This window comes from Achromobacter sp. UBA2119 (assembly GCF_002331005.1).
In the GTDB taxonomy this organism is placed as follows: domain Bacteria; phylum Pseudomonadota; class Gammaproteobacteria; order Burkholderiales; family Burkholderiaceae_B; genus Achromobacter; species Achromobacter animicus.
Genome location: NZ_DCYD01000015.1, coordinates 178,389 through 202,459 on the forward strand (window position 1 = coordinate 178,389; position 24,071 = coordinate 202,459).

The window sequence follows — 24,071 nt, forward strand, 5'->3', positions numbered from 1 at the left end:
GTCTCGCTAGAATGACGGATTGATCCGCACCGGTTGTCTTTCGTGACCCTCTACGACGTTCCCGCTCCCGCCAAGCTGAATCTCTTCCTGCACGTCGTGGGCCGCCGCGACGACGGCTATCACCTGCTGCAGACGGTGTTCCGCTTCATCGACCTGTGCGACACGCTGCACTTCGATGTGCGTTCGGACGGCGTCATCAGCCGCGCCACCGATCTGCCGGGTGTCCCCGAAGACCAGGACCTCACCGTGCGCGCCGCGCGCGTCCTGCAGAAGGCCACGGGCACGCGCCAGGGCGCGCAGATCAGCCTTGAAAAGCGCATTCCGCAAGGCGGGGGCTTAGGCGGCGGATCGAGCGATGCGGCATCGGTGCTGATCGCCTTGAACAAGCTGTGGAACACGGGACTGTCGCGTCAGGAACTCATGGCGCTGGCGTTGCCGCTGGGCGCGGACGTGCCCGTCTTCGTCTTTGGACAGTCGGCATTTGCGCAAGGCATCGGCGAAGATCTCACCGCCATGTCGCTGCCCGAACGCGCCTATCTGGTGGCGCAACCGGATGCCAGCGTGCCGACTGTTGGAATATTTTCCGCACCCGATTTGACAAGGGATTCTTCTTACATCACAATAGCGGACTTTCTTGCTTCGCAAACATTTTTGCCAAGCGGATCCGGCGGTGAAGTTGCCAAAGGATGCGCGCTTTACGGAAAAAATGATTTGGAGCCGGTGGTCTACCGTCTTTATCCTGAAGTACTTGGGGCATCGCGGTGGCTTGCTGAGCGGGGTCTCCCTGTTCGCATGTCGGGATCAGGCGCGTGTTTATTCGCCGAATTTTCCGAAACATCGCAGGCCGTTTTGGCAGAACAAGAAATTACCGCTATAATGCGCGGCGCTGATAAAACATTCAGCCAAACGCATCCACGGTTTCGGTTAGTGCAGGCATGTACTGGGTTAGCTGAACATCCGTTGCGGAATTGGATTGCAAGATAGTTGGGGAGTCGCCAAGCTGGTTAAGGCACCGGATTTTGATTCCGGCATGCGAAGGTTCGAATCCTTCCTCCCCAGCCAACCGAATACATAAAAAAGCTGTTGAACACGCCTGTAAGACACTGGCCCGGGTTCAGCAGCTTTTTTATTTTCCGGATTCGCTGGTGCAAGTTGAACGTGCTTGTCCAAGTCACCCCGGGTATCACCCCGCATCATTCGCATCAATCGTTAGTGTCTCAAACGACCATCGCATCATCCATCATGGCAAACGATAGCTTCATGATTTTCACGGGCACCGCCAACACTCGGCTGGCCGTGGACGTAGTCAACCACCTCGACATGTCCCTGGGAAAGATGACCGTCGGTCGTTTTTCGGACGGCGAGGTGATGGTCGAGATCAACGAGAACGTGCGGGGTAAAGACGTCTTCGTCCTGCAGCCCACCTGTGCGCCTACGAACGACAACCTGATGGAAATCATGGTGATGGTCGATGCCCTGCGCCGCGCGTCGGCCGGCCGCATCACCGCCGCGATTCCCTATTTTGGCTATGCCCGCCAGGACCGCCGCCCGCGTTCGGCGCGCGTGGCCATCTCGGCCAAGGTCGTGGCCAACATGCTGCAAGTGGCTGGCGTTGACCGCGTCCTGACCATGGACCTGCACGCTGACCAGATCCAGGGTTTCTTCGACATTCCCGTGGACAACATCTACGCCGGTCCGATCCTGCTGGGCGACATCTGGCGCCGCAATTTCTCGAACCTGGTCGTGGTGTCCCCGGACATCGGCGGCGTGGTTCGTGCCCGCGCGCTGGCCAAGCAGCTTGAAGCCGACCTGGCCATCATCGACAAGCGCCGTCCGCGCGCCAACGTGTCGGAAGTGATGAACATCATCGGTGAAGTCGATGGCCGCACCTGCATCATCATGGACGACATGGTCGACACCGCCGGCACGCTGTGCAAGGCGGCCCAGGCCCTGAAAGACCGCGGCGCCGGCGCCGTTTACGCCTATTGCACGCACCCCGTGCTGTCGGGCGGCGCCATCGACCGCATCGAAGCGTCGGAACTCGACGAACTCGTCGTCACCGACACTATCCCGCTGTCCGAGCAAGGCCAGGCCAGCGGCAAGATCCGCCAGCTGTCGTGCGCCGCGCTGCTGGGCGAGACCATCCTGCGTATTTCCAACGCCGAATCGGTCAGCTCGCTGTTCGTCGATTGACGCGTAGGCGTTGATCGGGCCACAGCCCACATTTGCAGTTCTTTGCGCCTCGCTGGTCGCGGCAAGGCGCAAACAAGCACGGCGCGCCCTTTGCGCGCCGTGAATTCAACCGGTGAAGTCTCTTCACCTTTATCGTTTCGGAGTTATCCATGAAATTTACTGCCACTGCGCGTAGCGTCCAGGGTTCGAGTGCGAGCCGCCGCCTGCGCCGCGCGGGCCGCGTTCCCGCCATTGTTTATGGTGGTACGGCTGCCCCCCTGAACATCGAACTCGACCACAACGAGATCTACCACGCGCTGCGTAAGGAAGAATTCCACGCATCGATCCTGCAAATGCAGCTCGAAGGCGCCAAGGATGAGCAAGTTCTGCTGCGTTCGGTTCAATGGCACGCCTACAAGCCGCAAGTCCTGCACGTGGACTTCCAGCGCGTTGACGCCAACCAAGCCCTGCGTACCAAGGTGCCGCTGCACTTCGTGAACGCTGAAATCTCGCCGGCTGTGAAGCTGAGCGGCGCCATCATCAGCCACGTGACGACCGAACTGGAAATCACCTGCCTGCCGTCGGCTCTGCCCCAGTTCATCGAAGTGAACCTGGCTGACGTCCTGGCCGGCGGTTCGATCCACCTGGCCGACATCAAGCTGCCCATGGGCGTGACGTACGTCCCCCACGGCGGTGAAGACAACCCCCTGCTGGCCGCTGCGGTCACCAAGGGTGGCGCTGCCGCCGCCGACGACGCCGAAGAAGCTGCTCCGGCTGCCTAAGTCCTGCAGGAAAGCCCTTGCGGCTTTCCCGCGGCTTACGCCCGAAACCCTGCGTGTGCATTTGCATGCGCAGGGTTTTTTGGTTTAAACACCCCCATCATGTCTACTCCCATACGCCTCATCGTGGGACTGGGTAATCCAGGTCCCGACTACGAAACCACCCGGCACAACGCCGGCTTCTGGCTCGCCGACCATCTGGCGGACGATCTGCGCACTTCTTTTGCGCTCGAGAAATCCTTTTTCGGCATGGTGGCCAAATCGCGCCTGGGCGCGGACAACGTCCTGCTGCTCAAGCCCAACACCTACATGAACCGTTCCGGCCAGGCGGTCGGCGCGCTGGCGCGCTTCTACAAGCTGACGCCCGAAGAAGTGCTGGTGCTGCACGACGAACTGGACCTCATGCCCGGTCAGGTCAAGCTCAAGCAGGGTGGCGGCCACGCCGGCCACAACGGCCTGAAGGACATCCAGGCTGCGCTCGGCAGCCCCAACTTCTGGCGTTTGCGCATCGGCATCGGCCACCCGCGCACGCTGGGGCTGGCACAGCAAGTCGCCGACTTCGTCCTGCACCCGCCGCGCCGCGAAGAGCAAAAGGAAATCGAAGCCGTCATCGACCGCTGCCGCGCCGTCGTGCCGTCCATGCTGGCCGGCGACTTCGCACTCGCCACCCGGCAGCTGCATAGTGGCAACGAGTCCTGATGACAAAACGCCAGCCCAACGGGAAGATGCGTTTTCGCAGCGAGATCGCCGACTTCTGGCGCTTCATCCGCCATCCGCATCCGCTGTCGCGCCTGCCGAACCGGGCAGGTGGCAGCGGGCTGGTCGCCGACTGGTGGCCGGGTATCGGACCGGGACGCCTGTTGGCCTGGGCCGCCGTGCTGTGGGTCATCAATCTTTTTGCGCTGGGGCCCGTGGCCGTCGTCGCGGCCGGACTGGGCGGCGTCTCGCATCGCCTGGATCCCCACAACATTCCGTGGCTGACCGCAGTGCTGTGGGCGCCGCTCGTCGAAGAGATGCTGTTCCGCTACGGCCTGCGCCGGCCGCGTCAGGCGCTGTGGCTGATTCCCGCGCTGGTGCCCGTCGTGTGGGGGCCGAAGCTCTGGACGGGGCTGCTGCTGGCTGCGTTCATTCTGCTGGCGGTGTGGGGGCTGCGCGCACGCCCCGAGCCCCTGAAAGGCTGGGACACGAGCTGGCGCAGGTATTACCTGCAGCACTATGGCGTCGTGTTCCATCTGATCGCGCTGACGTTTGCGGCGGTTCACCTCACCAACTTCGTCTACAACAAGACCCCGTACTGGCTGCTGCCGCTGCTGGTGCTGCCGCAATGGCTGACCGGGCTGGTGCTGGGGTGGATGCGCGTGCGGCGCGGCATCGGGGCGGCGATTTTGCTGCACTCGTTGTTCAATGCCGGGCCGATCTTGATGATCTGGCTGGTCATGCGCTACGCGCCGACGGCTGCGGGTTAAGGCTTCGGTCCGCGGTGCGCGGCGCCCGACACGCGGCGCCCGACGCGCGGCGCCCGGTCCGAAGGGTAGGGGGCTGGGCGGTCTGATGACGGCAACTCGCGGCTCCGTTCTTCGTACCGCAGCAGGATCGCCTCGAGGTCACTTCGGGGCCGCATCACCCCCGCCCACAAGGCGTCGTTTCACCCCGCCGGGGTAAACTACGCCGTTAACGCTCAATACCGTACTTACACAGGATTCCCATGGCTCTGCAATGCGGCATCGTCGGCCTGCCCAACGTTGGCAAATCGACACTCTTCAACGCTCTGACCCGCGCCGGCATCGCCGCCGAGAACTATCCGTTCTGCACCATCGAGCCCAACGTCGGCGTCGTCGAAGTGCCGGATCCGCGCCTGCAGAAGCTGGCTGAAATCGTCAAGCCCGAACGCATCCTGTCCGCCACCGTCGAATTCGTCGACATCGCGGGCCTGGTCGCCGGCGCGAGCAAGGGCGAAGGCCTGGGCAACCAGTTCCTCTCGCACATCCGCGAAACCGACGCCATCGTCAACGTCGTGCGCTGCTTCGAAGATCCCAACGTGATCCACGTGGCCGGCAAGGTCGACCCGATCGCCGACATCGAAGTCATCGAAACCGAGCTGGCCCTGGCCGACCTGCAGACCGCCGAAAAGGCCCTGCAACGCCACCAGAAGACCGCACGCTCGGGCGACAAGGAATCGCAACGCATCGTCGCCGTGCTGGAAAAGTGCATCGCCCAGCTCAACGAAGCCAAGCCCATCCGCGCGCTGGACCTGACCACCGAAGAAAAGGCCGACATCGCCCAGCTGTGCTTCATCACCGCCAAGCGCGCGATGTACGTGGGCAACGTCGCTGACGACGGCTTCACCAACAACCCGCTGCTCGACCGCCTGACCGAATTCGCCGCCGCCCGCAACGCGCCCGTCGTGGCCATCTGCGCCGCCATCGAATCCGAAATCGTCGACCTCGACGACGCCGACCGCGAAGCCTTCCTGAAAGACATGGGCATGGAAGAACCAGGCCTGAACCGCCTGATCCGCGCCGCCTTCAAGCTGCTGGGCCTGCAAACCTACTTCACCGCCGGCGTGAAGGAAGTCCGTGCCTGGACCGTGGCCATCGGCGCCACCGCGCCCCAAGCTGCCGGTGTCATCCACACCGACTTCGAACGCGGCTTCATCCGCGCGCAAACGATCTCGTACGAGGACTACATCACGTACAAGGGCGAGCAAGGCGCGAAGGAAGCCGGGAAGATGCGCGCGGAAGGCAAGGAATACATCGTGCAGGACGGCGATGTGATGAATTTCTTGTTTAACGTCTGACGATTTTTGCTGGATCTCGGTGGCGCTCAGTAGCGCTTGGTGGACAGGTTGGCCCATTTGAAATCAATGGAGTGCGTAAGCAATACGCTCTGCTGAGCGTTCCTATTGTTCATCGAGGTCCAGAAAATTCGGGGGTAGCGTTGGGGGTACTCGTGTTCAACCGTGGGGGTACGTCTCCCCGCAGTGGAGTCCAACGACGCCCGAGAATCTACTCACCGACCTCAAGGTCAGGTCGGCCAAATCGACTGATCGAGACTGGAAACTTTCAGACGGCGGGGGCTTGTTCCTGCTGATCGAGCCCACCGGGCGGCAAGCTCTGGCGGTGGAAGTACCGGCTGCAAGGTAAGAAGAACCTCTTTGCCATTGGCGGCTTTCCCCGGGTATGCCTTGCGGAGGCTCGCGCTGCCCGCGAGAAAGCGTACCTGTCGCCGAAGTTCGACGGGATGCCGATGAGCGACATAGGCGTGAAGCAGATTCTCCCGTTGCTGGAGGAATGCAAGGCCCATGGGGAGTGGGCGGCCATCCATGTTAAAGGCGATCTGTCGGCGATCTTCGACTTTGCGGTAGTGCGGGGTCTGGTCGAGGCCAATCCGATCCCCAGCCTGCGCGGGCTGCTGCGAGTACCGTTCAGCGAGAGCAAGGCGGCGATGACGCGAGAGCAAATCCAGAAGTTCTATCAGGAGTTGCGCGGCTACCGGGGCTATCCGGAAACCTCTTTGTGTCTGCGGTTGATTGCTCAGACGGCTTGCCGTCCAGGGGAAGCTGCGGTTGCCGAGTGGGATGAGTTCGACTTTGAGGATGCGCTGTGGCGGCGGCCTGCGGCGAAGATGAAGGCGCGGCGTGACCATGTCAGTCCGTTGTCCACGCAGGCCATAGCGGTGCTGAAAGACTTGCAGCGCATCACGGGTGGCGGGCGCTATCTGTTTCCGCACCGAAGCGGCAAGGGCTTCACTACGCCCAATCGGCTCACCTACGCGATGCGCGACATGAATCTGGGCCGGAGTACGACGCCAGCATTGCTGGCGGACGCCCTTTCTACCTGGGCCAACGAGAACGGATACCGCCTGATGCGATTGAGCGGCAGCTTGCCCACGTGGAAAGCAACAAGGTTCGGGCGACATACAACAAGGCGCTGCTGCTGGATCAGAGAAGGACGCTGTTGCAGGACTGGGCGGACTATCTGAGTGCGGCGGAGGGCAGCGGCACAGCATAGGGGCGATTTGGCTGGGTGTTGCTGAGAATCGACAGGGGCGGCCTTTTCCTTTTCTGGATAGGCCTGTTGAGTGCGGTTCCCTTGCCGTTTTGCTTTGCCAAGGCTGGGCGCTGGGAATGGGGTAAACAATTGAGTAAATGGGGTAATTGTGAATTGATTGCCCCATTTAGATTCATGCTTTTCATTTCCTTCTTGCTCGGCCAAGCCAGCCCCTCACGACCGGTCCAATGTTCAGGAAAGGGGTGGTCAAACGCAATTAATGAGGCATTTTTTTAGACAATACCCCATTTAGCAGCTATGATTACCCCGTTTAGACAGCCTTGGCTTACATTTCCATGCACTCGCTCACACCCGAGTACCTTGCCGCGCTTCGTTTCGATGGCATCCAGGCGGCCACGTTGCGCACGTTAGGTGAGTACCAGGGTAAGCAGCAACTCTACGCCGCGCAGTCGTCCGAAGCCCTCAAGGGCCTGCGCCAGATCGCGGTGGTGGAGTCCACCGAGTCATCCAATCGGCTGGAAGGTGTTGTCGTAGCGCCCTCGCGGCTGAAGTCTCTGGTCATCCGCAATGCAACACCAAAAAGCCGCTCCGAACAGGAGATCGCCGGCTACCGTGATGCCCTGCCGCTGATCCACGAGTCCGCTGCACACATGCCCTTCAGCGAAAGCGTGGTGCTGCAACTGCACACCCTGCTGTACCGCTATATGCCTCAGGCGGGCGGGCGCTGGAAGGCTACCAACAACGACATCATCGAACGCCATCCTGACGGCACGTCGCGTTTGCGCTTCCAGCCAGTTGCTGCGCACCTCACGCCCATGGCCATGACCGATCTGACCGGGCGCTACGCCACCGCGCTGGATCAGCACCTGGCCGACCCGCTGGTGCTTGTGCCACTGGCGATGCTCGACTTCCTGTGCATCAATCCTTTCCCGGACGGCAACGGTCGCATGTCCCGCTTGTTGACCCTGCTGCTGCTCTACCACTTCGATTACGCAGTGGGTCGCTACATCAGTCTGGAACGCATCTTCGAGGACACCAAGGAAGGCTATTACGAGACGCTGGAAGCCAGTTCTCAGGGCTGGCACCAGGGGCAGCACGACGTAAAGCCCTGGCTCGATTACTTCTGGGGGGCCTTGCTACGGGCCTACCGTGAGTTCGAGGAGCGTGTCGGCACCATTGAGCGTGGCCGTGGCAGCAAGGGTGACCGGGTGCGGACGGAAGTTCTGGGGCGCACCCTGCCGTTCGCGATTTCCGAGATTGAAGAGGCCTGCCCGGGCGTGAGCCGGGACATGGTACGGCTGGTATTGCGAGCGATGAAGTCAGAGGGACTGATCAAATCGACCGGCAAGGGGCGCGGAGCAAAGTGGCTCCGCATCAATCAAGGCGGTGAAAATGAAGACTAGAAAAAGTATTTTCAGCATCGACATCCGCGACGATCACACTTGCGGCAACGTGCCCGCGTTCCAGAACGAGGAAATGGCAGCAGGTAGCCAACGCTTCCGCATCGCCAGGGAGGCTAGGCATGTCTAAATCCGAGGCACAGACACGAGCCGACTTGATTGACCGGCAACTCGCGTTATCAGGCTGGAACGTCAAAGACCCCACCCAGGTTGTCGAGGAATTCGACATCCTCACTGCCTTGCCAGTGGGCGTGACCGAGCCGCGCACGCCCTACGAGGGCCACCAGTTCAGCGACTACGTCCTGCTCGGCAAAGACCGCAAACCCCTGGCAGTGATCGAGGCCAAGAAGACCAGCCGCGATGCTGCCATTGGCCGCGAGCAGGCCAAGCAATATTGCTACAACATCCAGACTCAGCTGGGTGGTGAGCTGCCATTCTGCTTCTACACCAACGGCCACGAGCTCTATTTCTGGGATCTGGAGAACGCGCCGCCGCGCAAGGTGGTTGGTTTTCCCACCCGCGACGATCTCGAACGCTTCGCCTACATCCGTCGCAATCGCAAGCCGCTGACGCAGGAATTCATCAACACTTCGATTGCCGGACGTGATTACCAGATTCGCGCGATACGCTCGGTGCTCGAAGGCATCGAACAGAAGAAGCGCGATTTCCTGCTGGTGATGGCCACCGGCACCGGCAAGACCCGCACCTGCATCGCCATGGTTGATGCCTTGATGCGGGCTGGCCATGCAGAAAAAGTGCTGTTCCTCGTCGACCGTATAGCGTTGCGTGAACAGGCGCTGGCCGCCTTCAAGGAGCACATGCCCAACGAGCCGCGCTGGCCCAATGTGGGTGAAAAGCTGATCGCGACGGATCGTCGTGTGTATGTTGCCACCTACCCGACGATGCTCAACATTATCCGGGACGAGGCACAGCACCTGTCGCCGCACTTCTTCGATTTCATCGTCGTCGATGAAAGCCATCGCTCCATCTACAACACCTTTGGCGAAGTGCTGGGCTACTTCAAGACCATCACGCTGGGCCTCACGGCCACGCCGACCGACATCATCGACCACAACACCTTCCAGCTTTTTCATTGCGAAGATGGCATTCCCACGTTTGCCTACACCTATGAAGAAGCCGTGAACAACGTGCCGCCCTACCTCTGCAACTTCCAGGTCATGAAGATTCAGACCAAGTTCCAGATGGAGGGCATCAGCAAGCGCACCATTTCGCTGGAAGACCAGAAGAAGCTGATCCTCCAGGGCAAGGAAGTTGAAGACATCAACTTCGAGGGCACTCAGCTTGAAAAGCAGGTGATCAATAAGGGCACCAACACCCTGATCGTCCGCGAGTTCATGGAAGAGGCCATCAAGGACGCCAACGGTGTGCTGCCTGGCAAGACTATCTTCTTTTGCGCCACCAAGGCCCACGCCCGGCGCATGGAAGAAATCTTCGACAAGCTCTACCCGCAACACCACGGTGAGCTGGCCAAGGTGCTGGTGTCAGACGATCCGCGCGTCTACGGCAAAGGTGGCCTGCTCGATCAGTTCACCAACAACGACATGCCTCGCATTGCCATCAGCGTGGACATGCTCGATACCGGCATCGACGTGCGTGAAATCGTCAACCTCGTGTTCGCCAAGCCGGTCTACTCCTACACCAAGTTCTGGCAGATGGTCGGGCGCGGCACACGCCTGCTGGAAACCAGCAAGCCCAAGCCCTGGTGCCTTGAGAAGGATGTGTTCCTGATCCTCGACTGCTGGGACAACTTCGAATACTTCAAGCTCAACCCCAAGGGCAAAGAGCTTAAACCACAGTTGTCGCTCCCGGTGCGGCTGGTGGGCCTGCGCCTCGACAAGATCGAAAAGGCCAAGGACGGCGGCCATGCCGACATCGCCACGCGTGAAGTCGCCAAGCTCCGCCTGCAGATTGCCGCGCTACCCAAAGAGTCGGTGGTGATCAAGGAAGCCGCCGCCGCGCTGGCGCGGCTGGACGATGACAACTTCTGGATCAGCCTCAGCCACGACCGGCTGGAGTTCCTCCGTGCTGACATCAAGCCGCTGTTCCGCACTGTGTCCGAGGCCGACTTCAAAGCCATGCGCTTCGAGCGCGACCTGCTGGAGTACTCGCTGGCCGTTTTGAGTGACGAAAAGGAACAAGCCGACACCCTCAAGGAAGGCATCGTCGAGCAGATCGGCGAATTGCCACTCTCGGTCGGCTTCGTCAAGCAGGAAGAGGCCCTGATCTGCGGCGCGCAAACCAGTCACTACTGGGCCAAGGCGGATGAGGACGCCTTCGACGAGCTGATCGCCAAGCTCGGCCCGCTGATGAAATTCCGCGAGCAATCCAGCGGCCAGGAGCAAACCCACCTCGATCTGGCCGATGAGCTGCACAAGAAGGAATGGGTGGAGTTCGGCCCACAGCACGAGGCGGTCAGCATCACCCGCTACCGCGAAATGGTGGAAAACCTGATCGCGGAACTCACCGCGCACAACCCGGTGCTGCAGAAGATCAAGAATGGCGAGACAGTGAGCAGCGAAGAGGCCAAAGAACTGGCCGAACTGCTGCACGAAGAACACCCTCACATCACCGAAGACCTGCTGCGTCAGGTTTACAAGAACCGCAAGGCGCGCTTCATCCAGTTCATCCGCCACATCCTGGGTATTGAAGTGCTCAAGAGCTTCCCGGACGAGGTCAGCGCCGCCTTTGACCAATTCATCCGAGCCCACACCACGCTCAGCAGCCGGCAGATGGAATTCCTCAATCTGCTGAAGGGCTTCATCATCGAGCGCGAAAAGGTGGAGAAGAAAGATCTGATCAACGCCCCCTTCACGGTCATCCATCCGCAAGGCATCCGTGGCGTGTTCAGCCCACCAGAAATCAACGCGATCCTGCAACTGACCGAACGGTTGGCAGCCTAAATAGCAGAGCACACCATGCTTCAAAATAATCCCGAACTCAAAAGCAAGATCGACCAGCTCTGGAACAAGTTCTGGAGCGGCGGCATCAGCAACCCGCTCACCGCCATCGAGCAGATCACCTACCTGCTGTTCATGAAGCGGCTGGACGAACTGGATCAAAAGAGACAGGCCGATGCCGAGTGGACCGGCGAGAGATACATCTCCAAGTTTGAAGGCTCCTGGATTCCACCCGAGGAGCGCAACTGGCCTGTGGCGGAACAGCGTCCCATCGACAAACGCACGCTACGCTGGAATGAGTTTAAGCGCATGCAAGCCGAAGAGATGCTGCAGCACGTGCAGGGCAAAGTGTTCCCTTTTCTCAAGGACCTGAACGGTGCCGAATCGAACTTCACCCACCATATGAAGAACGCGGTCTTCATCATCCCCAAGCCCGCCCTGCTGGTCGAAGCGGTGAAGACCATCGACGAAATCTTTGAGGTGATGGAGAAGGACTCACGGGAAAACGGCCAGGCCTTTCAGGACATCCAGGGCGATGTCTATGAAATGTTGCTGGCAGAAATCGCTACCGCTGGCAAGAATGGCCAGTTCCGTACCCCGCGCCACATCATCAAGCTGATGGCCGAACTGGTGCAGCCCCAACTGGGTCACAAGATCGCCGACCCGGCGTGCGGTACTGGTGGCTTCCTGCTGGGGGCTTATCAGTACATCGTTACACAGTTGGCTATTAACGCCGGTGCCAAGAACCTCAATCCCGATGAAGACGGTTTTATCCGCACCTCAGTCGCTGCAACATTCGATGAAAAGCGTCAATTCGTCCTGCAAGAAAGCCTGTACGGCTACGATATCGATGCCACCATGGTGCGCCTGGGGTTAATGAATCTGATGATGCACGGCATTGACGAGCCGCGCATCGACTACAAGGACACCCTTAGCAAGAGCTACACCGAGGAGGCCGAATACGACATCGTGCTGGCCAACCCGCCCTTCACCGGCAGCATCGATAAGGGTGATATCAACGACAACCTTCAACTGGCCACGACCAAGACCGAGCTGCTGTTTGTTGAGAACATCTATCGCCTTCTCAAGAAAGGCGGCACTGCATGCGTGATCGTGCCGCAGGGCGTTCTGTTCGGCTCTGGCGGGGCATTCAGGACGCTGCGTCAGTTGCTGGTGGAGCGCTGCGACCTCAAGGCCGTCGTCACCCTGCCCAGCGGGGTGTTCAAACCCTATGCCGGGGTCAGCACCGCCATTCTGCTGTTCACCAAGGTCTGGGGGGCGAAGGACAAGTTTGCCAAACCCGCTACCGAACATGTCTGGTTCTACGAAATGGCCACCGATGGCTATTCGCTGGACGACAAGCGCAGCAAGCAGGAAGGCTTTGGCGACCTGCAAGACATCATCGACCAATTCCACGCCCGCGACGCGGCGACCGACACCATCCGCACCGCCAAGTGCTTCATGGTGCCGCGCAGCGAGATTGCCGACGAGAAGAACAACTATGACCTCTCGCTCTCCCGCTACAAGCAGGATGTTTTCGAGGAAGTTAACTACGACGCGCCGGGCGTGATTCTGGATCGGTTGATTCTGGCGGAGGTGGGCGATGTCGATGAAGCGGAACTCGCCAAGGTGCAGAGCGGTATCGTGCGCGAGCTGCTGGACTTGAAGGGGATGGTGGGATGAGGCAGGAAAGGCTGTCCAAGCTTTTGGATATCTCCATTGGCAGAACACCGTCGAGAAACGAGCCGAGCTATTGGGGCAAGGGGCATCGCTGGGTTTCAATTCGCGATTTGGACGCGAAAGTCGTTACAGAGACAAAAGAGCAAATCACGGATCGAGCTGTCACACACGCCCGCTGTAAAGTCGTCAAGAAGGGGACTTTGCTTTTCAGCTTCAAACTAACCATCGGCAAGATGGCATTTGCTGGTTGTGATCTCTTCACAAACGAAGCGATTGCAGCCTTTGCAATCAAAGATGAGAAAGAGCTGCGCCCCGAATTTCTTTACTACGCATTGCAGTCGGCAACCTATGGCGGTTCAAACCAAGCCGTGATGGGCAAGACACTCAATTCAAAATCACTGGCCGAAATTGAGATACCGGTCCCGCCGCTTGACGACCAAATCCGCATTGCCCATCTGCTCAGCAAAGTGGAAGGGCTGATCGCCCAATACAAGCAGCACCTGCAACAACTCGACGACCTGCTCAAGAGTGTGTTTCTGGAGAAGTTTGGCGACCCCGTGCGGAATGAGAGGGGGTGGAAGATCGGCTCCCTTGGTTCATATGGCTCGTTCAAGAATGGCCTTAACTTCGGCAAGGGCGAGAGTGGCGTGACTGTTCGCTATCTGGGCGTGGGCGATTTCAAATCCAAGGCGGCGTTAGATGATTTTGATAGCCTCGGATTCATTGAACTCAATGAACCGCCTGCAGAGGACTATTTCCTCCATGACGGCGATCTCCTCTTTGTTCGATCCAATGGAAACAGGGAGCTTGTAGGCCGCTGCATGGCGGTGTATCCCGGGAAGGAGCGAGCGACTTACAGTGGCTTTTGCATTCGGTACCGCATTACTGATGCTTCTCTGCTCGCAGTTTACGTGGCTCACCTTTTCCGCTCCGCAGTATTTCGCCGTGTTCTTTTTTACGGCGGGCAAGGGGCGAACATTCAGAATATCAATCAACAGATTCTTTCTGGCCTACCTATCCCAATTCCAGACGAAGCTCTGCAGAAACAGTTCGCCGCGATCGTCGAAAAGGTCGAAGCCCTCAAATCCCGCTACCGACAAAGCCTCACCGATCTCGAAGCCCTCTTCGGTGCCCTGAGCCAGCAGGCCTTCAAGGGTGAACTGGATTTGTCGCGGGTGGCCGTGCCTGCCGCCCCCATCAAAGGAGAAAGCCCGGTGGCTGCTGCCGGGCATGCGCCCGTCACCACGCAGGTGATTGCACTGCCCGAAACCGATTTACTGCTGCCCGCACTGAAAGACCGCACGCACCTTGCGCCGCTACTGCGTTTCTGGCTGGAGGCTTATCGCGCGCAGTTGGGCAGTGCGGCTTTCTCCCTCGAACGCTTCATCGCCGCCGCGCAAACCCGGCTGGGCAATCAGCACCCGGACCATGATTTCGCACTTAGTGCCGACGACTACGAAGCCATCAAGGCCTGGGTGTTCGATGAAATTAAAAATAGAAAGCTCAAACAAACTCGGGACATAATTTATATTGACGGCAGGCGGCAGTTCGGTAATCAGATATTGTTGCGTGCCAGGAGGCTTGCTCAGCAATGAAGTTGCTACGCCTGAAGATCACTGATCCAATCGGTTTTCGCAGCCTGGCCTGTGGCTTCGAGCATCACTTCCGAACCGAATGGAACTTGCAAAATGAGCTGGAGCAAGCGAATAATTTTGGGCCCTTCGTCTGCGCCGGGCCCAATGGCAGCGGCAAGTCCAACTTGCTCGAAGTGCTGGCGGCGATTTTCTATCATATGGAGTGCATTTATCTAGAAAATCTTCCCGATAGTTTTCGCTACGATGAAGAGCACAGTCCCAATGGCTTTAGAGGAAGCAAAGGCCTGCCTGATGGCTTCGATATTGAGTATCTAACAGAACCACAAGAATTTTTTAAAGTAAGAGGCCACGGCAATAAAGCAAGGGTTCTCATCCAAAAGGTGCCCGGCGAATCGCCAAAATGGTGGCTGCTAAATGATGCAGATTCTGATAAGCCCATCGAGATAAAGCTGGGACGCACTGATTTGCGTCGCTTGCTGCCCGATTTTGTGTTGAGTTATTCATCTGGCGAAAACGAAATCCTCAGCCTGCCCTTCTTCAAGATGCGCTTCGTGCAGTTCGACGAGTACTGGAATGCATTAACTCGGCAACTGAGTTACCCCGGCCACCCGGAGACACGGCTGGTCTACTTGGACAGCGGATTCAGCCAGGCCATCCTACTGTGCAACCTGCTGTTTCAGGACGAGGCCACACTGCAGCCATTCCGCGAGGATGTGGGTATCGATGCATTACGGGAATTTCGCATAGTTTTACGCCGCAGCATCGAGTTGCGGTCGGACCAATTGGTCGCCCTCGCCAGCGAGGACGAAAACGCGCCCCGGTCGCTGGAGGATATTGTCAAAAACAATCCAGCCCTATATGCCGAAACTGATGAACTGGGCAACACGCGATATCGACTAAATTTGCTACACGCGTTAGAAGCAAATGAAAAACTTCAACAGGAATTGAAATCGGAGCAAAACTCGTCGGTGGCGCAATATCAGAATTTTGATCCTGCGATTACGCGACTTAAACGATGCGCAACGCTAGTTTATGAAGATGAGAGCGCCGACACGCTGGTGCTCGACTACTGGGTGAATGAGGCAACCCGGCAGGCATTCCGCGAGAACTTCGATGGTTCGGCACTGGCGCTGTTCCAGGCATTTCAAGTACTGTTGACGCTCAACCTGTATGCCGTCAGCGATGCTCTGAAGGCTGATCTCTACACCTCGACCAGCCACTACGTCAGCGAGACGGTGCCAACACTGGCATCCGACCAGCGCATCATGCGCTTCAAGTTCGTGCGCTTCACCAAGCAGGGGGTGGCCGAGCCGATGATGCTCAAGGAATTGTCGGACGGTGAGCATCAGTTGCTGCACAGCCTTGGCCTGTGCCTGCTGTTTCGGACGACTAACAGCCTGTTCCTTCTAGATGAGCCAGAAACGCACTTCAATCCCGACTGGCGCGCAAACTTCATCAGCCGCTTGCGCCAGTGCCTGTCGGGCCCGGGTGAATTCGTGCAGGAAATGCTGGTCACCACCCACACACCATTTCTGATCTCCGACAGCAAGCCGGACAAGGTGCTGGTGTTTGCCAAGGACAAAGCCAGCAGTAAGGTCAGTATCAGCCACCCGCCGTACAACACGCTGGGTGCTTCGATCAACAAAATCACACATGAAACTTTCGGTAAGCGCGAAACTATCGGAGGTGGGGCTCAACAAGTGCTGGAGCAACTACTGGCTGACCCTATATCGAAAGCCGACCCCCATGGCCTTGCTCGCAAGATTATGGATACCATGGGGGACTCTGTGGAACGCACGTTAGCCGTGCATGCCTTGCTACAGACGCCAAGAGCCGACAAGGAGCCGGGCTGATGTTATTTCCCTATAAACGGCCTCGTCACCCGATGCGGGCCATGCACGGTTTTGTCACTTATGTCTTTGCCAAGGTCTGGTGCCGTGCGCCAAATGAGGAATACAGCCTCGAACTGTTCAAGGGGTTGCCGCCCCTATATGCCATCATGGATGAATTACGTCGGGCGGATTTGGCTGGCACAGAGAAGGGAGCTGGAGCGTTCTTTTATCGCTACGTCAACCAAATATTCCAAGAGTTCAAACAGCTTGGTCCCGAGGACATCCAGTTTTATCGAAAAATGTTCAGGGACAACAATAATATCAAGGCGCTTTGCGAGGGAAAAAAGGAACCCAGCCGCTACATCGCGGGCACTCAGAATGCACTGATGAAAATGATAGAAGCCTTTTTCAGCAAGCTCTACAGCTGCGGATTCTTTGAGCTGGCAATAGTCAAGGAACACATTAGTGCCGGCTTGAAAGAGCACTACAAGGAATTTGCCTCTCTGAACGACATGCCTTGCTGCCCGTTTTGCGGCCTTTTGCCGATGGATTCCGAATATGATCCAACTCGGGAGGCTTATGATCATTATTTGCCCGCTAGCAAGTATCCATTTAATTCTGTGAATTTAAGAAATCTGGCACCTGCATGCTATAAATGCAACTCGCAAAATAAAGGTGCAAAAGATCCCCTGCAAGATGAAGCTGGGATCAGGAGAAAAGCTTTTTATCCATATGCCGCTGACGGCTATCAAATCCAAGTGTCCGTGCATTTCAAATCAGCTGCTCAGTTCCCGGAAAAGGAGCAGAATATTCGCATTTCTCTAAAATGCGCAGGGTACGATGAGGAAATCGAAACCTGGGATCGGCTCTACAAAATACGCGAGCGTTATACGGCCAAGTGCTTGTCTTCTTCCGGTGCGAAATACTGGCTGCAGCGTATACTCGATGAAAATAAAAATTACCAGCAGTTTTCTCAGGATGCTTTAAATAAAGAGCTGGAACAATGTGAGAGCTTTCCTTGGCATGAGAGCAATTTTCTTAAAGGCGCCTTTTTCGACACCTGCCGACAGGTCGGTATGGTTTGATGGCTTATTCGCTCGCTGACAAGCGGGCGGCTGATTCTAGAGTCGCGAGGTTGGATACAGTGGCAGGTCCGGCAAAGTAAACCTTAACTTCCCAGATATATCGCCGTCACCTTGACTCGCCCGTGCCCAAGTTCGCGACTGATTTGCTGCCGACATGTTGGTCGGTAAGGCGTTGTGATAGGTCGAGTTGTGCCGTGCCAGCACCGCCTGTTGCCGGTGACCTCCACCCCGTCAATGTTTCATATCGCATCTGTGCATACCGATGCCGCAGCCCATGCATGTGGCTTAGACCTGCCGCCTTGCACTGTCCATCGTAGACGCCCGCTGCTGGGTGAAGGTCTTGTCTCCCGGGATCAGTGACCCTGTGCCCGCCAGGCGGTGCACTGCGTGGAGCACGTCGCGTTGCTCGGCGGTGGTGATGGGCACAATGCGTTCACGCCCGCCGTTCCTCCAAGATCCTTTGAGGGCAATGTGGTCACCCCGATCCGCATAACTGGGCTGGAACTTGATCGCTTCCTCTCGGCGCAATCCGAAGGAGGCTTGTATCTGAAGGCTCATGCGCACGTGGGGATCGGTGACTCGCTCAAGGTTCACGCCCAGCTCACGGGCCGTGTTGATGTTGGTCACATAGCGGCGCTCGGCCATGCCGAGTTGCGTGTTGTCCGCCGGCAGGATGCCGGCCTTGCCGATCTTCTCGGCCCACCAGCGCAAGTGAGAGAGCCGATTCTTGATGGTTCCGGACGACAAGCCTTCTTCCTGCCAGCGATCCAGCAGCGCCTGGGCATGCTTGCCCTTGAGTGACGACGCCTTCATCTGCCGGAAACGGCCTCGCGCAGTTGCCGCGCGGCCAGCGACAGCGAACGCATCCGGTCGGCCAGTGTGTTGTGACTGCCGTCACGGTTGCGTTGGCAAAGCTGCCGCAGGGTATAGGTCAAGTCGTCCATCTTCCGGCCTCCAAGCAAAGCGCCGTGATGCGTTGTCCTGAAAATCAATGATTAGTGTTGGTGCCAACTCGCTGAGGCGAGATCCCGTGAGGGCAAGGGCATAGTGTTCAGGAGACACCAGAGCCTCGGATGAGGCGTCCGTCTTGCTCCCTGTTGGAAGCCCGGACGGAGGTACAACAAGACTAAAGTTATGCGAACGTGGACGAGTCCTCCTATGACGTGAGTGAGATTAGAAATGCAGCGGGAGCCCTGTGCGTTGCACACAAGGAATTGCTGCAAAAGACTGCGCGCCAGGTGGCGTGATAGGGATGAGTTCAAACAGACGAAGAGGGCTCCGCCCTTGGGTAGGGCCGGTATGCGGTCGGAGCCTGGGCATACCGGGGTGGTTCCGCCCTGACGGGCCAGCGCTTGCAGGAATCTGCGCTGTTGGGGTTGCCGATGTATGAGGCCCATCGGTCGTGGCAACTGCCCGGTCAGTGTAGGGCGGCCATCATCATGTCTGCCGCACGCAATAGGAGTCGGCATGCGCCCGCATTGTTGCTGGCGTGGGCGAGGTCGTCACTGCGCCGCGCAGTGACGACCCATTTCGCGGCAGCATTTGCTAAGCAGAATGCGGCTGCCATCCCCTGGCCTGCATTGCCTGTGCTGCGATGTCCCCAGCGTTCGTCGCGGGGCATTCAACATCTCGCGGATGTTGGCGATGTGCGCCAGGGCGGTTTCACGCGATGCCGGTGGCGCAGTCGGTTCTGGGCGGTGTTCGGTGCGTGGCACCCCAGCAGGCCGATTTTCGGCAGCCTGTGGTGCGGCAGATGTCTCCTTACGACCTGCCCACAAGCGGAACTCGCCCGCAAAGACGCGCTTCACCAAGGCGAAGAAGTAGGCCACGACATTGCGCACGGTGCCGCTTTGGCTGCGTGCCTGCAACTCGTCGAGTACTTCCTGGCGATGCGGTGGCGGCAGCCGCCGCAAGGCGGCCTGCACGTCCCTTTGCTGATCTGCCTGGGCATTGCTCAGGCAGGGCGGCAAGCTCACCGACTGCGATGCCGGATCGCCGTCACCTTCGCGCGCGCGGTACGTACGTTCTTTTCTATACATATACGTCTTATGCATACTGCCCTGCTCAGCCGTCATGTGGCGAGCGTGTCCGGTCTGTTGCGGAACAAGCGTGCTGCCAGCGGAATCGCCAGACAATGGCAGTGGGTCGGCTGCCTCGCTTGAACGCAACTGCCCAAGGTTCGCCAGCAGGCTGATGCCCTCGGCAGAGCGCAGCATGCGCAGCACCTGCCAGCCATTGCGCTCCAGCGGCGTGAGGCGAGCATCGAGCATGAGCGAGGCGGGCGTGGTGAACAGGATGTCTTGCCCCAGCGGGTTGGGGCGGGTGTGGTGGTCTGCCATGAGAGTTCTCCAAGGTATGGCCACGGCGGCCCGTTCCCTTGCACCTCATCGCGTACCGTTCCAGGCGTCAGCCAACAATGCGGTCTGCGCCATAACCGTTTTATCCGGCAGGCGCAGCGCTGGCACCCACATCCAGACTGATCTATCATCCCGATAACCCCCTTGGGGGTACAACTGGGGGTACTCCCAGCGATTCCCGCAAAGGCCATGGCCTGATTTCCCCGCGAAACCTAGCATTCACGATACTTTGCCAACCGATCAACGTTTAAACGTTTGTTCAACTTCTGATCTTTCTTCGTACGTTTGGATGTGCTGTTAAGCGCATGGCAGTCGCTCGGGCCGCGCCCGGGCGGCTGCCTCCGAAGTTGGAAATGGGTTGCCGTTGCCCATATCAACTGCACAGTCTGATGCGATTGGCCCGCCGCGATCTGCGCCGGCACGCCATAGCGCAGCAACTGTTAGGTGCTTAGGTTGGCCTGATAGGTAGGGATGCCGGTGACATCCACCGCGAGGGTCAGCACATCATTCCTCGGCGCCATCATCCAGCGGCTTTCCCAGCTCTCGCTCGATCTGTTCGATCGTCGGCAGGCCAGTTTGCAGCTCTTGCGGCAGGGACTCCACCAGCTTGTATTCGGCGATGCCCATTGGCTGCGACTTGTCACCCAGGGCGTACTCGGCCACCACCTTGTTCTTGCTCTTGCACAGCAGCAGGCCGATGCTCGGATTGTCCTGCGCGTGCTTCACCTGCCGATCCACCGCCGTCAGGTAAAAGCCCAATTGCCCCAGGTGTTCGGGCCGGAACTTGCCCGCCTTCAGTTCGATCACCACATAGCAGCGCAGCTTGAGGTGGTAGAACAACAGGTCGATGAAGAACTCCTCGCCACCCACGTCCAGCAACACCTGCCGCCCGACGAAAGCGAAGCCCGCGCCCAACTCCAGCAGGAAATCGGTGACGTGCTGCACCAGCGCCTTTTCGATCTCGTGTTCCTGTGCTTTCTCCCCCAGCCCAAGGAAATCGAAGCGGTACGGGTCTTTCAGCGACTCGATAGCCAGATCGGACTGCGGTGCAGGCAGGCGCTGATCGAAATTGGTGACGGCTTTGCCGGTGCGCTCCAGCAGGCGGGTTTCGATATGGATGTTCAACACGTTGCGCGACCAACCATATTCGATGGCCGCGCGGGCATACGCTAGGCGCTCTGTCGGCGCTTTCAGGCGATCCAGCAATACCAGGTTGTGCCCCCAGGGCAATTGTGCAGCAACCTGCTGCACAATTTCGGCGTCCGGCCAGGCCTCGGCAAACGCCCGCATGTACTTGAGATTGCGCGGCGAGAAGCCTTTCACCTCCGGGAAGGCGGTGCGTAAGTCATGCGCCAACCGATCGATCACCTTGGCTCCCCAACCCTGTTCTGCCTGTCGCGCCAGAATGTCGTGGCCGATTTGCCAGTACAGGCTTACCAGTTCCCGGTTGACCGCCAGCGCCGCACGTTGCTGTGCGGTGTGGATGCGCCCCTTCAGGTCGGCCAGCCAGCCGGCGTAGCCTTGTGGAGCAGGGGTGAGCGAGGTTGGTCTGTCGGCCATCGCCTTTCCATCTTCCGTGTTATCCGTACGTCTCGACTTCTTCATGCGGTAGAACTCCTCAACGAGAAAATTCTACTTCTGAATACATCGCTTTTACGGGAGGGATTGCCGGGGGAGTGGCGATTATGAACACACTCGAGAGCGGGCCGAGACACTTGAAGTCATCGTTCGCGTGTCATCGCCGGTGCTACTGATGTTGATGAATGCCGCCGCATTTTCGCTTGTGCAGCCTTTTTCCGCAGAGAAGAAGAACACGGTACGGTGCGACGCCGCACGACGATTTCGCGCAGTCGGAATGTTCACCGGGGTGGTCACGGTGGCGTCGCTTCTAAGGAATCTAGCGCTTGGCGCTGAAGTGCTCGCGCCCCAGCGATCTGCACGAGGCTTGTCGTCAAGACCTGATAACCAATGGAAGGGACTTATGAATAAAGTGCTGCGCGCCAGGAGGGGGGCGTCCGTCAGGTGTTCCTTTCCCCCGCCGCCCTTACAAAATTCTCCTCCAACGCACTCAACACCCGATTCAACGTATCCACATCCGCGGCTGACAGCCCTTTAAGCGACTCCTCGAAAAACTGAGCCCGCTTCGGCAATGCCTCATTCACCACCGCCTGCCCCGCAGCCGTCAACGTCGCGTTCGTCAACCGGTTGTCGTCCGCATCCACCGCCCGCGAAATCCATCCCAGCTTCTGCATCGCCTGCAATTGCCGCGTCAATGACGCCGGATCCAGCCGGCAGCGCTCGGCCAGATGTTTTTGCGAGCACTGCCCGTTTTCATGCAACGCCAGCAATATCCGCCACCGCGGCAACGCATGACCGACCTTGCTGCTGAAGGCGCTCTGCATCACGCGATACGTCTGGCCCATGTGCTGGATGACTTGCAGGCCTTGTTGTTGTTTGGGCAAAAGCTACTCTCCGACGCCGGCGGGCTCCGGTTTGGATGGCCGGACCAGTTGCACCAGGGGCACGCGCCGCACGCACCAGAGTGCGAAGACGGCGACGGCGAGGGCGATGAGTTGCCCTTCGTGGATGGCGCCCACCAGCGCGATGCGCGCGATTTCAATGAGCGACGTTCCGTCCTGGCCTTGATGGGCCAATTGTGCCAGGAACTCGGTCTGGGCCGCCGGGTTGACCAGCATCTGCGGGTCGTTGAGCTTGGGCAGCCACTGGGCGGAGGCGCCGCGCAGCGTGGATTCGACGCCGCTGAAGTAGCTGTGGCTGACCATGGTGCCGACGACGGCGGTGCCCAGCATGCCGCCGATCATGCGCAGGGATTGCAGCAGCGCCGTGGCGATGCCCAGGTGGCTGCGGCCCGCGGTCTGCTGGGCGAAGACGGTGAGGTTGGGCATGATGAAGCCCATGCCCAGGCCCGCCATCGTCATGTAGGCGCCGATCAGCAGGTGCGACGTGTAGCTGTGGGTCGTGACGATGCCCAGGCACGAGAACGCCATGAGAATGAAGCCGGCGTACAGCATGCGGTTGGGGTTGCGGATGCGCGTGATGATGCGGCCGTTGACGATGCTGCCGACGGTGATGAAGACGACCATGGGCGTGATGAGCAGGCCTGCCTGCTGGGGCGATAGCCCGAAGCCGCCTTGCAGGAGCAGGGGCGCGTAGAAGAGCAGGGAATACATCGTCACGCCGACCAGCAGGGCCAGGGTGAAGAGCATGGCCAGGCCGCGGTTGCGGAACATATCCAGGGGCAGGAGCGGATGCGGGCAGCGGCGTTCCCACCAGATCAGGGCGGCGAAGGCGGCGATGCTGCTGGCGCCCAGCATCACGAGGGAAGGCGTGAAGCCGTCCTTGGGCAGGAGTTCCACGAGCAGCTGCATGGTCCCCAGCGCCACGGCGATCAAGATCGCACCCTGCCAGTCCAGCCGGACCTTGCCCGGACTCTGGTTGCGCAGGTGCGGCAGGTAGCGGGCGACGAACCACAGGCCCAGGATGCCGATGGGCAGGTTGACGTAGAAGACGGAGCGCCAGCCGTAGTGTTCCGTCAGGGCGCCGCCGAGCGTGGGACCGACCGCATTGGCGATGCCGAAGGCGGCGCTGAGCATGACCTGCCAGCGTAGACGTACATGGGGATCCGGGAATAGATCGGGAATACAGGCAAAAGCGGTGCCGACGAGCATGCCCCCGCCGATGCCTTGCAGCGCCCGCGCCAGCACCAGTTCGAGCATCGTGTCGGCCGCGCCGCACAGGACCGAGGCCAGGGTGAACAGCACGATGGCGGCCACGACGAAGGGTTTGCGGCCGTAGTAATCGCCCAGCCGCCCGAAGATCGGCACGGTGATGACGGACGTCAGCAGGTAAGACGTCGCTACCCATGCATACAGTTCGAAGCCGCGCAGTTCCGCCACAATGGTGGGCAGCGCGGTGCCCACCACGGTCTGATCGATGGCGACCAGCATCATCACGAAGCACATGCCCAGCATGGCCAGCAGGGTTTGCCGGAAGGGCAGGATCTGGCCGGGCGAGTGTGGAGAGGTGGGGGCGGGGGCGGTCATTGTTGGACGCATCAATAATTGATTGATCAATTATTCTAGTCCTACAATCCACCGGTCAGGAAGTCGTCAGCTTGGCCGATCCCGCTGATCGGCCTGATTTGTTACGATAGCGGTTATCTGCACGCTGGGTTACCGGCGTCTTCAACAGGCCTTCCTCGGTAGCACCTTCCTTTGGCGCC

The 24,071-nt window shown here is 59.1% G+C and carries 18 protein-coding genes, 1 tRNA gene and 1 pseudogene; 15 read left to right on the forward strand and 5 right to left on the reverse strand.

Features of this window, described 5'->3' with window-relative positions; all coding sequences use genetic code 11:
* The first annotated feature begins 42 nt into the window (after nucleotides 1–42).
* The 15 genes from ispE to B3098_RS15320 all read left to right on the forward strand — a co-directional run bounded on the left by ispE (nucleotide 43) and on the right by B3098_RS15320 (nucleotide 17,471).
* Nucleotides 43–984: a 4-(cytidine 5'-diphospho)-2-C-methyl-D-erythritol kinase gene (gene ispE / locus B3098_RS15250; RefSeq protein WP_286897454.1), complete on the forward strand. Its 942-nt coding sequence runs from the start codon at nucleotides 43–45 to the stop codon at nucleotides 982–984.
* A gap of 1 nt (nucleotide 985) precedes the next feature.
* A tRNA-Gln gene (locus B3098_RS15255) sits at nucleotides 986–1,062 on the forward strand.
* 180 nt (nucleotides 1,063–1,242) lie between these two features.
* Complete coding sequence (locus tag B3098_RS15260; protein ID WP_006227587.1) at nucleotides 1,243–2,193, forward strand: ribose-phosphate pyrophosphokinase; 951 nt, start codon at nucleotides 1,243–1,245, stop codon at nucleotides 2,191–2,193.
* 149 nt (nucleotides 2,194–2,342) lie between these two features.
* Nucleotides 2,343–2,954: a 50S ribosomal protein L25/general stress protein Ctc gene (locus B3098_RS15265; protein WP_175122543.1), complete on the forward strand. Its 612-nt coding sequence runs from the start codon at nucleotides 2,343–2,345 to the stop codon at nucleotides 2,952–2,954.
* A gap of 99 nt (nucleotides 2,955–3,053) precedes the next feature.
* Nucleotides 3,054–3,650 carry an aminoacyl-tRNA hydrolase gene (gene pth / locus B3098_RS15270; RefSeq protein WP_175122544.1) on the forward strand — a complete coding sequence of 199 codons (597 nt, stop codon included), beginning with the start codon at nucleotides 3,054–3,056 and terminating at the stop codon, nucleotides 3,648–3,650.
* Nucleotides 3,650–4,417, forward strand: coding sequence for a type II CAAX prenyl endopeptidase Rce1 family protein (locus tag B3098_RS15275; RefSeq protein ID WP_286897485.1), 768 nt, complete (start codon nucleotides 3,650–3,652; stop codon nucleotides 4,415–4,417). The genes pth and B3098_RS15275 overlap by 1 nt, the downstream gene beginning before the upstream one ends.
* Nucleotides 4,418–4,656: 239 nt before the next feature.
* Nucleotides 4,657–5,748: a redox-regulated ATPase YchF gene (gene ychF, locus B3098_RS15280; protein ID WP_175122546.1), complete on the forward strand. Its 1,092-nt coding sequence runs from the start codon at nucleotides 4,657–4,659 to the stop codon at nucleotides 5,746–5,748.
* Between the two features lie 449 nt (nucleotides 5,749–6,197).
* Nucleotides 6,198–6,932: a tyrosine-type recombinase/integrase gene (locus B3098_RS15285; protein ID WP_286897487.1), complete on the forward strand. Its 735-nt coding sequence runs from the start codon at nucleotides 6,198–6,200 to the stop codon at nucleotides 6,930–6,932.
* Nucleotides 6,933–7,296: 364 nt separating this feature from the next.
* Nucleotides 7,297–8,364, forward strand: a complete 1,068-nt coding sequence (locus tag B3098_RS15290) for a Fic family protein (RefSeq protein ID WP_286897489.1) — start codon at nucleotides 7,297–7,299, stop codon at nucleotides 8,362–8,364.
* Nucleotides 8,354–8,491, forward strand: coding sequence for a hypothetical protein (locus B3098_RS15295; protein ID WP_286897491.1), 138 nt, complete (start codon nucleotides 8,354–8,356; stop codon nucleotides 8,489–8,491). Before B3098_RS15290 ends, B3098_RS15295 begins: the two co-directional genes overlap by 11 nt.
* Complete coding sequence (locus B3098_RS15300; RefSeq protein ID WP_286897493.1) at nucleotides 8,484–11,282, forward strand: DEAD/DEAH box helicase family protein; 2,799 nt, start codon at nucleotides 8,484–8,486, stop codon at nucleotides 11,280–11,282. The genes B3098_RS15295 and B3098_RS15300 overlap by 8 nt, the downstream gene beginning before the upstream one ends.
* Before the next feature lie 15 nt (nucleotides 11,283–11,297).
* Complete coding sequence (locus B3098_RS15305; RefSeq protein ID WP_286897495.1) at nucleotides 11,298–12,962, forward strand: type I restriction-modification system subunit M; 1,665 nt, start codon at nucleotides 11,298–11,300, stop codon at nucleotides 12,960–12,962.
* Nucleotides 12,959–14,554 (forward strand): restriction endonuclease subunit S, encoded by a 1,596-nt coding sequence (locus tag B3098_RS15310; protein ID WP_286897497.1) that lies wholly within the window; start codon nucleotides 12,959–12,961, stop codon nucleotides 14,552–14,554. The genes B3098_RS15305 and B3098_RS15310 overlap by 4 nt, the downstream gene beginning before the upstream one ends.
* The gene (locus tag B3098_RS15315) at nucleotides 14,551–16,407 is read left to right on the forward strand and encodes a restriction system-associated AAA family ATPase (RefSeq protein WP_286897499.1); all 1,857 of its coding nucleotides are present in this window, start codon (nucleotides 14,551–14,553) and stop codon (nucleotides 16,405–16,407) included. The genes B3098_RS15310 and B3098_RS15315 overlap by 4 nt, the downstream gene beginning before the upstream one ends.
* The gene (locus B3098_RS15320; RefSeq protein ID WP_286897501.1) at nucleotides 16,407–17,471 is read left to right on the forward strand and encodes a hypothetical protein; all 1,065 of its coding nucleotides are present in this window, start codon (nucleotides 16,407–16,409) and stop codon (nucleotides 17,469–17,471) included. Before B3098_RS15315 ends, B3098_RS15320 begins: the two co-directional genes overlap by 1 nt.
* Nucleotides 17,472–17,554: 83 nt before the next feature.
* On the opposite strand, the pseudogene B3098_RS29145 reads toward B3098_RS15320, so the two are convergent.
* From B3098_RS29145 to B3098_RS15350, 5 genes and pseudogenes are all read right to left on the reverse strand, one after another.
* A pseudogene (locus B3098_RS29145) lies at nucleotides 17,555–18,415 on the reverse strand (phage integrase N-terminal domain-containing protein).
* 558 nt (nucleotides 18,416–18,973) lie between these two features.
* Complete coding sequence (locus B3098_RS15335; protein WP_286897507.1) at nucleotides 18,974–19,810, reverse strand: hypothetical protein; 837 nt, start codon at nucleotides 19,808–19,810, stop codon at nucleotides 18,974–18,976.
* A gap of 522 nt (nucleotides 19,811–20,332) precedes the next feature.
* Nucleotides 20,333–21,388 (reverse strand): PDDEXK nuclease domain-containing protein, encoded by a 1,056-nt coding sequence (locus B3098_RS15340; RefSeq protein WP_286898177.1) that lies wholly within the window; start codon nucleotides 21,386–21,388, stop codon nucleotides 20,333–20,335.
* Between the two features lie 458 nt (nucleotides 21,389–21,846).
* Nucleotides 21,847–22,290 carry a MarR family winged helix-turn-helix transcriptional regulator gene (locus tag B3098_RS15345; RefSeq protein ID WP_286897509.1) on the reverse strand — a complete coding sequence of 148 codons (444 nt, stop codon included), beginning with the start codon at nucleotides 22,288–22,290 and terminating at the stop codon, nucleotides 21,847–21,849.
* 3 nt (nucleotides 22,291–22,293) lie between these two features.
* The gene (locus tag B3098_RS15350; protein WP_191577955.1) at nucleotides 22,294–23,892 is read right to left on the reverse strand and encodes an MDR family MFS transporter; all 1,599 of its coding nucleotides are present in this window, start codon (nucleotides 23,890–23,892) and stop codon (nucleotides 22,294–22,296) included.
* Nucleotides 23,893–24,071 lie beyond the last annotated feature (179 nt).